Source organism: Streptomyces sp. NPDC041129 (genome assembly GCF_055592265.1).
On record NZ_JBVIYV010000005.1, the window covers coordinates 175427 to 188065 of the forward strand.

The following is a 12639-nucleotide window of genomic DNA, read 5'->3' on the forward strand; positions in this document are numbered from 1 at the left end:
GGTACCCTTGATGGGTCCGGGCCCCGTGCCCGGCCCCCGCCGGGGCGGCAGTCCCGGCACTCATCACCCCACCACGAAGGACGATGAACGACGATGCATCGGTACAGGTCCCACACCTGCGGCCAGCTCCGCGCCTCTGACGTCGGCACCGACGTCCGGCTGAGTGGCTGGCTGCACAATCGGCGCGACCTGGGCGGCATCCTCTTCATCGATCTGCGCGACCACTACGGGATCACGCAGCTCGTGGCCCGTCCCGGCACGCCCTCGTACGAGGCCCTGGACAAGCTCTCCAAGGAGTCCACGGTCCGCGTCGACGGCCGCGTTGTTTCACGTGGAACCGAGAACGTGAACGCCGACCTGCCCACCGGTGAGATCGAGGTCGAGGTCTCCGAGGTCGAGCTGCTCGGCGCGGCCGCCCCGCTGCCCTTCACCATCAACGCCGAGGACGGGGTCAACGAGGAGCGGCGCCTGGAGTACCGCTTCCTGGACCTGCGCCGCGAGCGCATGCACCGCAACATCATGCTGCGCACGGCCGTGATCTCCGCGATCCGGCACAAGATGGCGGCGATGAACTTCAACGAGATGGCGACGCCGATCCTGTCCGCCACCTCCCCCGAGGGCGCCCGCGACTACGTGGTCCCCTCCCGGGTCCACCCCGGCAAGTTCTACGCGCTGCCGCAGGCCCCGCAGCAGTTCAAGCAGCTGCTGATGATCTCCGGCTTCGACCGCTACTTCCAGATCGCTCCCTGCTTCCGCGACGAGGACGCCCGCGCCGACCGCTCGCCGGGCGAGTTCTACCAGCTCGACGTCGAGATGAGCTTCGTCGAGCAGGAGGACGTCTTCCAGCCGATCGAGAAGCTCATGACGGAGCTGTTCGAGGAGTTCGGTGGCGGCCGCCACGTCACCTCCCCCTTCCCGCGCATCCCGTTCCGCGAGGCGATGCTGAAGTACGGCTCGGACAAGCCGGACCTGCGCGCCAAGCTGGAGCTCGTCGACATCACCGACGTGTTCGAGGGCTCGGAGTTCAAGGCGTTCGCCGGCAAGCACGTGCGTGCGCTGCCCGTTCCGGCGGTCCAGGACCAGCCGCGCAAGTTCTTCGACCAGCTCGGTGACTTCGCCGTCTCGCTGGGCGCGAAGGGTCTGGCGTGGGTGCGCGTCGGCGAGGACGGGACGCTGTCCGGCCCGATCGCCAAGTTCCTGACCGAGGAGAACGTCGCCGAGCTGACCAAGCGCCTGTCGCTGGCGCCCGGCCACGCCATCTTCTTCGGGGCCGGCGAGTTCGACGAGGTCTCGAAGATCATGGGCGCGGTGCGGGTCGAGGCCGCCAGGCGCGCCGGGCAGTTCGAGGAGAACGTCTTCCGCTTCTGCTGGATCGTCGACTTCCCGATGTACGAGAAGGACGAGGACACCGGCGCGATCGACTTCTCGCACAACCCGTTCTCGATGCCGCAGGGCGGTCTTGAGGCGCTGCAGACCCAGGACCCGCTGGACATCCTCGGCTGGCAGTACGACATCGTCTGCAACGGTGTCGAGCTGTCCTCCGGCGCCATCCGGAACCACGAGCCGGAGATCATGCTCAAGGCCTTCGAGATCGCGGGTTACGACCGCGAGACGGTCGAGGAGAAGTTCGCGGGCATGCTCCGTGCCTTCCGCTTCGGCGCCCCGCCGCACGGCGGAATCGCGCCCGGCGTGGACCGGATCGTCATGCTCCTCGCGGACGAGCCCAACATTCGCGAGACGATCTCCTTCCCGCTCAACGGCAACGCCCAGGACCTGATGATGGGCGCGCCGACCGAGCTGGACGAGTCCCGCCTGCGCGAGCTGCACCTTTCCGTCCGGAAGCCGCAGCCGAAGTAATTCACGCGCCGTTTCCGCGACGGCCGAGAGGGGCGGCCCCCACAGGGGGGCCGCCCTTTTTCTGCCGTGCTCGGATTCCTGAACGGATTCCGTTTCGCGGTGTCAGAATCCGCAGTAGACCGAGCTGCCGTAGTCGCTCAGCAGATCGTCACGGATCCAGCCGTACACCCCCGTGCTGTCGTTGCGGACGTACGTCCAGGTGTAGTCGCCCGCGACGGTGTAACAGTGGTAGTCCAGCCGCTGGGTGGAGTAGGCGATCCCGTTGATCGCACAGCCGGTGCTGGAGCCGCTGCGCTCGTTGGCCCCGTCCGCCGTCTTGTTCCAGGCGCTCGAGTCCTTGTCCGTCACGGTCTTGCCGCAGGACGCGGCCGCCGAGGCCGGCGTGGTGGCCAGGGCGATCGGCAGGCTCGCGGCCACCGCCACGAGCGTGGGCAGAACGACTGCGAATCGACGCTTCATTGAACCCCCATCGTCGTTGTTCTTGTCGTTGTCGCTTTTCCTTTCGCGTCACCCGGGATCGTCCGGGCCCCGAGTGGCACTAGTACGATTCGGTGCCGGACGGACTGAAGAAATGCTTCCGATAAGGGATGTCCGTTTCTGTTCGATGTGCGACCGAAAAGAAATGATGGGGGAACAGGCCATTCCTGTGCCGTTGTGTGGCATGCGTACAACCCTGAGCGAGGTGGCCGTTCGGCTCGAAATGTTCGGTCGCCGGGCCCATGGATCCACGGATTCCGGAATTCCCGTTTCCGGCCGGCGGCGGATGAGAAAGCTCCGTATCCGCCCCTCATCAGTACGGGTCCAATCCGGTACGGTGTGAAATCCCAGGCGAAGGAGTCGCGTTGCCCGCTCGCATACTGGTGGCCGAGGACGACGTGAAACAGGCGCAACTCATCCGTATCTACCTGGAACGGGAGGGCCACGACGTCCAGCTCGTGGCCGACGGGCGCACCGCGATCGACCGCGCCCGCGCCTCCCGGCCGGACCTGATCGTCCTCGACGTGATGATGCCGAACGTGGACGGACTCGACGTCTGCCGCATCCTGCGCATGGACTCCCGGGTGCCGATCCTGCTGCTGACCGCCCGCAGCACCGAGGAGGACCTGCTGCTCGGCCTGGACCTCGGGGCCGACGACTACATGACCAAGCCGTACAGCCCCCGCGAACTGACCGCCCGGGTACGGGCGCTGCTGCGCAGGGCCCGGGCCGCCGAGGGCGAACGGCCGGCCCTGCTCACGGTCGGCGACCTGGAGATCGACACCGCGCGCTTCGAGGTGCGGGTGGCCGGTGAACCGGTGCCGCTCACGGGCAAGGAGTTCGCGATCCTGGCCGTGCTCGCGGGCGAGCCGGGGCGGGCCTTCACCCGGGCCCAGATCATCGACCGGGTCTTCGGGTTCGACCAGAACGTGCTGGAGCGCACCGTGGACGCGCATGTGATGAACCTGCGCCGGAAGCTGGTGCGGGGCCGCGACGGGACCCGGTACGTGGAGACCGTGTACGGGCGGGGCTACCGCCTGGCGACGCGGGCGCCCGGGACGCCGGTGCCGGACGGCGGGACGCGGTGAGCTTCCGGCTGCGGGTACTGGCCCTGCTGGCCCTCATCGCCCTGACCGCCACAGGGGCCACCGCCTGGCTGACGTTACGGCAGGCGGCCAGTCAGGCACGGGACTCGGTGACCGCCGGGCGCCAGGACGTGGCGCGGATCACCCACGCCCTCCAGTCGTACGGCTTCCGGCACGGCACCTGGGACGGCGTGGCCCCGACCGTGCGGAAACTGGCGGCGGACACCGGTCAGCGGATCCGGGTCAGCACCGAGTCGGACGTCCTCCTCGCCGACTCCGACGCCCTGGCCGGCCGCACCCCGCGCCCGGTCGGCGGACAGCCGCCCGTCCTGGTCGACCCCCGGCCCCGGCTGCGGTTGCCGGAGACCTCCGTACCGCTCGCCTCGGTCAAGCGGACGGTGGCCGCGATCGCCGACTACCGGTCCGCCGTCACCTACGCCACCTGCCTGACCAGGGCCGGCGCGCAGGTCACCGCCCGGACCGGGCGGACCGGCATCCCGCGGATCAGCACCGACCGGGACCAGGCCCAGTGCGTCCGGTCCGACCCCGGAGCGGACCCCCGGGCGGGCGAGGACCACGCGGCCGTCTCGCGCTGCTCCGGCGAACAGCGCTTCACCGCCTGTCTGCAGCGGGTCTTCAACGAGCGGACCGCCGCCCTCGCCCCGCCGCGGCTCCAAGTGGGGCTCGGCTTCCGGGGCGAGGCACCGGCCGGGCTGGCCGCCGCGCCCACGGTGGCCGTCGCCTCCGGTGTCGCCCTGGTCGCGGTGCTCGGTGCGCTGCTGCTCAGCCGGGCGGTGCTGCGGCCGGTACGGGCCCTGACCTCGGCCGCCCGTGACCTCGGCGAGGGTGAACTGGAACGGCGGGTGCCGGTCTCCGGGCGGGACGAGATGGCCGAGCTGGGCCGGGCGTTCAACCGCATGGCCCACTCGCTGCAGGCCGCCGAGGAACGCCAGCGCCGGCTCACCGCCGACATCGCCCACGAACTGCGCACCCCGCTCGCCAATGTGCGCGGCTATCTGGAGGCGCTGCGGGACGGCGTGGTCGAACCGACGCCCGAACTGCTGGACTCCCTGCACGAGGAGGCGCTGCTGCAGCAGCGGATCGTCGACGACCTCCAGGACCTGGCGCTGGCCGAGGCGGGGGCGCTCACCTACCACCGGGCCGTCGTGGACCTCGGTGAGCTGCTGGAGACCAGCCGTACCGCCCACCTGGCCCAGGCGGAGGCCGCCGGTGTGACGCTGCGGACCGAGGCGCCCCGTCCGGTACGGGTCCACGCCGATGCCGACCGGCTGCGGCAGGTGGTCGGCAACCTGGTGGGCAACGCGCTGCGGGCCACCGCGCCCGGCGGGACGGTGACCCTCTCCGCCGAGCGCCGGGGTGACGCGGCGGTGCTCCTCGTGCGGGACACGGGCAAGGGGATTCCGGCGGAGCAACTGCCCCGTCTCTTCGACCGCTTCTGGCGCGCGGACCCGGCACGTGGCCGCACCACGGGAGGCAGCGGCCTCGGCCTCGCCATCGCCCAGCAGATCGTCACCGATCACGACGGCACGATCGAGGCAACGAGCCGGGTGGGCACGGGGACCACGTTCACGGTGACGCTGGGGGCGGTGCGGTGAGGGACGCGGCGCGGCCGGTGGCGGCCGGGTGCCGTGGGCGGTGACGCCGGTGGGGTCGACGCTCGCGACGACGGCGGACGGCTGCGCCGTCCGGAAGGGCGCGTCGTCGGCTACCCGCCGGAAGGGGACCGACGGCCCCCGGGCGGGAAGGGGACAGCGTCCGGTCGCCACGAGGACGGGCGGTGGCCCAGCGGCGAGGGACCGGCGGCCACCCGGCGGTGAGGGGGCGGCGGCCGGTCGTGGAGGACCGGTCGCCGGCGGTCGGACGTCGAGGGTGCCGGTCGGCGGCGGTCGGACGTCGAGGGTGCCGGTCACCGGCCGGTTTGCTCATGGCCCCGCCAGCGCCTCCGTCGGCGTCAGGCGGCCTGCCCGGACTGCCGGGTAGAGGCCCGCCAGGGCTCCGATGAGGAGGGTCACGGCGACGCCCGCCGCCGTCGCCCAGACCGGGACCTGGGTCGGCCAGCCCCGTACGGACGCGAAGACCGCGGTGATCGCCGTGCCCAGCACCGTGCCGCCCAGACCGCCCAGCGCCGACAGCAGCAGTGACTCCGAGACGAACTGGCCCCGGATCTGCCCGCTCGTGGCGCCCAGCGCGCGGCGCAGCCCGATCTCGGGCCGGCGTTCCAGGACCGAGATCACCATGGTGTTGCCCACCCCGACCCCGCCCACCAGCAGCGCCACCGAACCGAGGCCGAGCAGCAGCCCGGTCAGCGTCGACTCGGTGGCCTCCCGGGCGGCCAGCGCGTCGGACGGCCGGGAGACCAGCACGGCGTTCGGCTTCTCCGGGTTGGCCGTCGCCGCGAGAACCGCCCGCACGTGGGACACCCGGTCGTCACGGGCCCGTACGTACACCGTCGACGGATGGCCGTCGAAGCCCAGGTACGTCCGGGCCGCCCGCCAGCCGACCAGCGCCGAGCCGTCGATCTCCGGTGCGAGCGGCACCGGTTCCAGGACACCGACCAGGGAGAACCACTTGCCGCCGAGCCAGAGCCGGGTGCCCGGCGTGTAGACGTCGAGCCGGCGGGCGGCCTGCGCGCCCAGCACCACCGCCGGGTACTCCTCGGTCGCCTCGGTCAGCCACCGTCCGACCCGCACCTCGCCGCCGACCGCGGGCAGCAGTCCCGCTCCGGCCGCGGCCACCTCCACACTGCCGGTACGCCCCACCGGTATGTGCTCGTTGCGGTAGACGGCCGCGTTCTTGACCCCACCGGTGGCCGCGACCTGGGCCACCGGCCCGATCCGCCGGATCATCGGCACCGCCTCCTGGGGCAGCCGGGTCGCCGTGCCGTCCGGCGTCCGCCCGGGGGCGACCCGCAGCATGTTGGTGCCCAGCGCGTCCAGCCGGCGGTCCACCTCCGCCCGGCTCGAGGACGAGATGCCGACCACGGCGACCATCGCGGCCACCCCGATCGCGATCCCCAGCGCGGAGAGGAAGACGCGCAGCGGCCGGGTGCGCAGTCCGGTGCCGCCGAGCCGCAGGAAGTCGGCGGGCCGCAGCCGGGCCGGCCTGAGCGTTCCCCCGCCCGCGGTGCACGGCCTCACCGCCGGTCCCCCGTACCCGCCGTGGCCGTGCGCGGGCCGCTGTCGGCCACGACACGTCCGTCCCTCATCTCCACCCTGCGGTCGAACACCTCCGCCATCTCCCGGTCGTGCGTGATGACGACGACCGTGGTGCCGGCCGTGTGCAGCTCCCGCAGCAGGGCCAGCACCGCCGCCCCGGAGGCCGAGTCGAGGTTGCCGGTCGGCTCGTCGGCGAGCAGCAGCGCCGGTTCCCCGATCACCGCGCGGGCCACCGCCGCCCGCTGCCGTTCGCCGCCGGAGAGCTGGTGCGGCAGGTGGCCGAGCCGGTGGTCGAGCCCGACGCGGGCCAGCGCCCGTGCGGCCCGGCGCCGGCGTTCCCGCAGCGGCACCCCGGTGTACAGCAGACCGTCGGCGACCGTGTCGAGCACGGGCACCCCGACCGCGAGGTGGAACTGCTGGAACACGAACCCCACGCGCTGCGCGCGCAGCGCGGACAGCTCCCGGTCGGAGAGGCCGGCGACCTCGTACCCGTCGATGGCGATGCGCCCGGCGGACGGCCTGTCGAGGGTGCCCATCAGGTGCAGCATGGTCGACTTGCCCGAGCCGGACGGGCCGACGACGCAGGCGAGTTCGCCGTGCCGGATGGTCAGGTCCACGTCCGCCACGGCCCTGACGCCCCCGGCGTACGTCTTGGAGACCCCCGCGAACTCGACCACGGAGGCGACGGGGAGGGCGGGGGCGACAGTGGCGGCGTACTCGGCGTCCTCCGGGTTCACTTGGGGATCCTCACCTTCATGCCCTCGCGCACGCCGGGACCGCTGACCTCCACCTTGCCCCCGGCGAACAGCCCGGTCCTCACGGGGACGAAGCGTCCCGGACCACCGGCCTCCCCGTCCTTGCTGTCGTCCCGGGCGCCGTCGTCGGCGAGCTCCAGGCCGTAGCCGCCCTCGGCGAGCGCGGTCAGCGCGGCGACCGGCACGGTGAGGACGTCCTCGCGCTGCTTCCGTGTGTAGCGGACGGTGACCGGCCCACTCTGCATCCGGCCCAGGGAACCCTGGTCGTCGAAGGTGATCACGACGGAGACCGTCGCGGACTTGCCGTCCGGGCCACCGCCGGAACCCCCGTCGGTGCCACCGCCGTCACCTCCGCCGTCACCCGCACCCGCGCCGTCACCGCCCCCGCCGGACGCCGACGAGGCGTCCGAGCCCAGGCTGGCGACCGTTCCCCTGACCGAGCGGCCGTCGGGCAGGTCCACGGTGACCTCGCCGCCGCGCCGCGCCCAGTCCGTGTCGGCGGCAGGGGCACTGACCGTCACCATGCGGGAGGTGCTGGTGTAGCTGACCTGACCGCCGGCGGCCTCGTCCCCGACGCGGGCGCTGGTGCCCGCGACCCGGACCGGCCCGGGCGCGTACACGACGTCGCCGGCGCCGACCCTGCCGGTCTGCGGCAGCCCGAGGTCCTTCTGCCAGCGCCTCACGGCGTTCGCGGTCAGCTCGGTGTACGACTCGTCGACGGTGAAGCCCGAGTAGCCGAGGGCGCTGAGGTTGCTCTCGAACTGCTTGACGTCCATGCCGTGCAGGGGCGCCGCCGCGGTGGCGCCCGGGCGGGTGACCGAGGCGGACGGGGTGGCGCCGGCCGGGGCCTTGCCGGCCGCCGAGCCGCCGTCGCCCGCGTCCGTGCCCTCGCCCGCTCCCGCGGCGTCCGAGCGCTCCGGCTCGACGACGCCCAGGTCCCGGTACATCGGCAGGCTGCCGTACAGCAGGACCACGGGACGGTCGTCGGCCCGCATCACCGTCCGGCCGCGCCGCAGGGTGGTGCCGGTGGCCGGCAGCCAGGTCACCGTGCCCTTCGCCTTGACCGGGAAAGGGACCTGGGGCCCGTGACCGAGCTGTCCGTCGACCTCGGTCTGGTCGGTGAGGGTCGCCCGGGTGACGTGTACGACCTGGCTGCTGCGGCCCGGTGCCGGGTGGTCGTCGGAGCCGCCGCCCCCGCCGAGGCCCAGGGCACCGACGACGCTGACGCCGGACACGACGAGGAGGCCGGCCACGACGAGGGCGAGCCTGTTCCGCCGGCGTGCGGCGCCCCGGTCCGGCCCCGGGGCCCGGCCCCTGTCCCCCAAGTCCTCAAGGCCCGCCGCTCCCGCCACCGGCTCGTGGTGCCCGTCCTTCATGACGTCCACGGCACCGGCCCGTCAGCCCTGGGCCGAGGGCGCGTCGGTGGGCACGCCGATGATGGAGGCGCACTCGCGCGTGGCCCGTTTGGCGCCCGCGGACGTGGAGTCCCAGGTGACGTCGCGGAAGTGGCCGCCGGAGTCGGTGTCCGGGAAGTCGGCGGCGCCGTGCTCCTGCATGCACTTGGCGTACTTCTGGTTCTTCCGGATCTCCGCCTTGGACAGCTCGGGCTGCTGGGCCTTCTCGACGCTGTCCGGGACGGGCACGCTGAGGTCCGCGCACTTCTCCTGTGCCTTGAGGGCCTTGGGATCGCGCTTCCACCTGGACTGGTCGCCGAGGTCCACCTTGCCCTCGGCGTCGGGGTCGGGCGCGTCGAGCCCGGCGTCACGCAGGCAGCCGACCCACTTGCGCTGGGCGTCGACGTACTCGGTCAGCTCGCTCGACGCGTTCCTGGAGGCGCCGGCGCCCGCCTTGCCGCCGCCGGCCGAGGCGACCTCGCCGCCGCTGTCGCCGTCACCGCCGCAGCCGGCGACGCCCACCACGGCCGCCACCGCGACCGCCACTCCGACCAGCCGGCTCCGCGTCCCGAACCTCCGCCGCGCACTCATCACCGTGCCCCCTTCACGCCGTCGCCGCCCGGCCTGTTCCGGCCGGGCGGCGACGAATGTAGATCCGGGGTGATGAAGGACCTATGAAGAAGCCGTCAAGAACTGTTCCGTCCGGAACCGCTCTGTCAGGAGAGGGACTTGTAGCCGCTCCAGCCGGTGGCGATCTTCGTGCGGGATCCGAAGGAGCCCTTGCCGTCACCGCTGTTGCGCCAGGCGTTGCCGCTGCTGTCGCGGGATACGAGGTCCACCTTCCCGTCGTCGGTGAGGTCACCCACGCCGACCACGGCGTTGTAGGAGGCGCCCCAGTCGCCGAAGACCTTGGCGCGGGCCGCGAAGGTGCCGTCGCCCTTGCCGTTGTAGCGGTAGAGGGTGTTGGCCTTGTCCTGCGCGAGCAGGTCGCCGATGCCGTCGCCGTTGAGGTCGCCGGCACCGATGATCTTCTTGTAGCCCTTCCAGTCGTCGTACAGCTTCACGCGGGACGACAGCTTGCCGGTGCTGGTGCCCTTGTAGAGGTAGACGGCGCCGGTGGAGGCGTTGCGGGTGATCAGGTCCGGACGTCCGTCGCCGCTGACGTCACCGGGTGAGGTCAGGACGTCGTACTGGGTCCAGCCGCTGCTCGCGAGGGTGGTGTACGACGTGGACGGCTTGACGGCCGCGTTGCAGCCCGGCTTGTACAGCCGCAGGGCCCCGCTGCTGTAGCGCACGAGGACGTCGTTGCAGCGGTCGCCGCTCAGGTCGCCGAAGGGGACGGCCTTGATGGTGGTGGCCCAGCCCGTGCCGGTGGTCTTGGAGCCGAACTTGCCGGTTCCGGTGCCGTACTGGAAGGTCAGGCCGCCGGAGGAGTTCAGGGTGAGCAGGTCGCCCCGGCCGTCCGGGCCGTCCAGGCTGCCGAAGTCGTGCCGCACGGCCGATCCGCGGGTCAGGAAGCCTTCGCCGGAGGCCACGGTGTCCGCCGTGCCGGCGCCGACGCCGGTCGCCTTCAGGGCCCAGCGGAACTCACCGTTGGGGAACGGGGTGCCGCCCGAGGTCTTCCCGTCCCAGCTCACCGACACCTGGGACGAGGTCGCACCGCCGGTGTAGGTGCGCGTGCCCCGGGCGGTCGCGCCGCTCTGCACCGAGGTGAAGCTCAGGGACCAGGACGTGACCGGGCGGGACAGCCTCACCTGGGTCCAGTGGGGCGTCGAGCCGGGCTCCACGTAGCTCTCGGTCTCCGTGCCGATGGACGTCACGGCCGACGGGGGGACACCGGTGGTGGCGATGTGCGTGCGCTGGTAGAGGTCGGTCCAGGCGACCAGGCCCGTGTACTCGTCCACGGTCCACCGGAAGCGGCGGTCCACGGCGAGGCCCGACTCCTGGAGACCGGTGGCGACCACACGGGTGGTGCCGGTGGCCGCCGCGGTCAGCACCAGGGTGCCGGCGGAGTGGTCGTGGTGGATCGTGAAGCCGTCGCCGAGCAGCACGTCGCCGCCGGTCACCGCACGGGAGGTGGCCGCCTTGGTGTCGTAGACACCGGCGGATCCGTCGCCGCACGCCCAGTACACCCAGCGGCCCGCCGCCTGCAGTTCGTTCGGCACGCAGCCGAGGCCCGGCACGGTGACCGTGGCGAGGGTGCGGTCCTCGGTGAGGCTGTACGAGGTGAGCTTGCCGGCGGTGGCGGCGCTCCACAGGGTGGAGCCGTTCAGCGCGGCGGCGCGCACCGAGCGCTTGAACTTCTGGCCCTGCCCGAACTCACCGACGTACTGCGCCGGGGAGGCGCCGCCGGAGTTGTACACCGCGTAGCCGTCGGAGACGTCGACGATCGTGCCGCCCGCGGTGTGGAACTCCAGGTAGCCGCTGGACCATTCGTCGCCGATGGCGACCAGCCGGTCCGCGTTCTCCAGGCCGCTGCCGCCCTCGTCGCCGTCGTAGTAGGTGCCGAGGAAGACGTCCTCGGGGTCGGTGCCGCTGTTGCCCCACAGCATCGAGCAGTCGGCGCCCTGGTACGGGCACACGGAGCTGACCGAGTCACCGGTCTTCGGCTCGGAAGCGGTCAGTTCGGTGCCGCCGTCGGTGGTCAGGGTGCGCACCGTGGTGGTGTCCGAGGTGCTGCCCGGCTTGTCCTCGGCGACGCGCAGGCTGCCGCGGCTGAGCGCGAGGCCGGTCTTGGCGTTCTCCACGGCCGGGACCTGGGCCACCTTCTCCAGGCTCGGCGAGCCGTCCTGACCCTGGCCGACGCGCCGCACCCACCAGTCGGTCGGGCCGGTGCCGCCGGTGACGAGGGCGCCGTCGCCAAAGGCGTGGACCGCGTACTCGCCGGCCTTGTCCAGCAGGGGGTGCGACGACCCGTCCGTGAGGGACACCGCGGTCAGTTCGCTGGTCCCGGTGCCGGTGTGCAGGGGCAGCAGCAGCCAGTCGCCGCTGAGCACCGGGGCACCGTCCAGGGTGGCGCCGGGTGCCGGCAGGTCGAGCACCTGCTCGGCGCCGCCCGGGTCGGTGCGCTGCTTCAGGTGCAGGTCACCGGAGGCGGCGTCGTACCAGCCGGTGCGGTCCTCGCTCTGGACGGTGACCGGGCGGGCGCCCGTACCGGTGAAGGCCTGGGTGGCCACGGCCGTGTCGAGGTCGAGGTAGTACAGGTTCGAGTCCACCCTGACCAGCGCGCCGTGTTCGTCCACGGCGGTGATCGCGCCGGAGTTGACGCGCAGCCAGGAAGGCTGGATGGCACGGGCGCGCCACTGGCCGTCCACGCGGTCGATCAGGTCGCGCTCGGTGACGACGGTCTTCCCGGCCAGTCCCCGGTACGCGGTGGCGGCCGTGAACGACGACGTGGTCCGCGTCGTCGGATCCCACAGCGTCACGATCTTGTCCGACACGCTCGACGGCAGCGCGACCAGGTCGGCGTCCGAGCCGTACGTGCCCGTCGAGCAGGTCGTCGAGCCCAGGTTCGCGCAGGAGCCGACCGGCGTGTAGGCGCCGTCTTTGGTGCTCACGACCGTGGTCGTGCCGTCGGCGTAATCCGTCCACAGCAGCCCGGGGACCCCGCTCGCCCGGTGCAGGAACCCGCTCTGCCCGGCGACGAGCGGCCGGTCGGTGCGCGGGTAGGCGGAGGAGCCGGGGTGGCTCAGTGTGATCTCGGTGGTGCCTGCCGCCGTGCCGGTCTGGTCGGCGGAGGCGCCGCTCTCCGGCAGTACGGCGGCGGAGACGGCCGCCACGGCGACCGCGAACGAGGAGACGGCCGCGGCCATGCCGCGCCGTCTCGGGGCGTGTCTGCCCACGTGAGGTTCCCTCCCCGCGAGGGCCCCCGCCCTCGCCAAGTGAGCGGACTTTA

The 12639-nt window shown here is 72.6% G+C and carries 9 protein-coding genes; 3 read left to right on the plus strand and 6 right to left on the minus strand.

The window, feature by feature from the left end:
- Positions 1–93: 93 nt before the first annotated feature.
- A complete protein-coding gene (aspS, locus tag ACZ6B1_RS18735) occupies positions 94–1857 on the plus strand; it encodes an aspartate--tRNA ligase (protein ID WP_468779672.1) in 1764 nt (587 codons plus the stop codon).
- Positions 1858–1959: 102 nt separating this feature from the next.
- Here aspS and ACZ6B1_RS18740 read toward each other — a convergent pair whose 3' ends face one another.
- Entirely contained in the window at positions 1960–2316 is a 357-nt protein-coding gene (locus ACZ6B1_RS18740) for an SH3 domain-containing protein (RefSeq protein WP_468779674.1), read from the minus strand.
- 383 nt (positions 2317–2699) lie between these two features.
- Here ACZ6B1_RS18740 and ACZ6B1_RS18745 point away from each other — a divergent pair, with 383 nt between their 5' ends.
- A complete protein-coding gene (locus ACZ6B1_RS18745; protein ID WP_468779676.1) occupies positions 2700–3422 on the plus strand; it encodes a response regulator transcription factor in 723 nt (240 codons plus the stop codon).
- A complete protein-coding gene (locus ACZ6B1_RS18750) occupies positions 3419–5035 on the plus strand; it encodes a sensor histidine kinase (protein ID WP_468779678.1) in 1617 nt (538 codons plus the stop codon). The genes ACZ6B1_RS18745 and ACZ6B1_RS18750 overlap by 4 nt, the downstream gene beginning before the upstream one ends.
- A gap of 327 nt (positions 5036–5362) precedes the next feature.
- Here ACZ6B1_RS18750 and ACZ6B1_RS18755 read toward each other — a convergent pair whose 3' ends face one another.
- The 5 genes from ACZ6B1_RS18755 to ACZ6B1_RS18775 all read right to left on the minus strand — a co-directional run bounded on the left by ACZ6B1_RS18755 (position 5363) and on the right by ACZ6B1_RS18775 (position 12586).
- A complete protein-coding gene (locus ACZ6B1_RS18755) occupies positions 5363–6577 on the minus strand; it encodes an ABC transporter permease (RefSeq protein ID WP_468779680.1) in 1215 nt (404 codons plus the stop codon).
- Positions 6574–7332 (minus strand): ABC transporter ATP-binding protein, encoded by a 759-nt coding sequence (locus ACZ6B1_RS18760; RefSeq protein ID WP_468779681.1) that lies wholly within the window; start codon positions 7330–7332, stop codon positions 6574–6576. Before ACZ6B1_RS18760 ends, ACZ6B1_RS18755 begins: the two co-directional genes overlap by 4 nt.
- Positions 7329–8726 carry a peptidoglycan-binding protein gene (locus ACZ6B1_RS18765; protein ID WP_468779683.1) on the minus strand — a complete coding sequence of 466 codons (1398 nt, stop codon included), beginning with the start codon at positions 8724–8726 and terminating at the stop codon, positions 7329–7331. Before ACZ6B1_RS18765 ends, ACZ6B1_RS18760 begins: the two co-directional genes overlap by 4 nt.
- Positions 8727–8747: 21 nt before the next feature.
- Positions 8748–9335 carry a hypothetical protein gene (locus ACZ6B1_RS18770; RefSeq protein ID WP_468779685.1) on the minus strand — a complete coding sequence of 196 codons (588 nt, stop codon included), beginning with the start codon at positions 9333–9335 and terminating at the stop codon, positions 8748–8750.
- A gap of 125 nt (positions 9336–9460) precedes the next feature.
- A complete protein-coding gene (locus ACZ6B1_RS18775) occupies positions 9461–12586 on the minus strand; it encodes an FG-GAP repeat domain-containing protein (RefSeq protein ID WP_468779687.1) in 3126 nt (1041 codons plus the stop codon).
- Between the last annotated feature and the right edge of the window lie 53 nt (positions 12587–12639).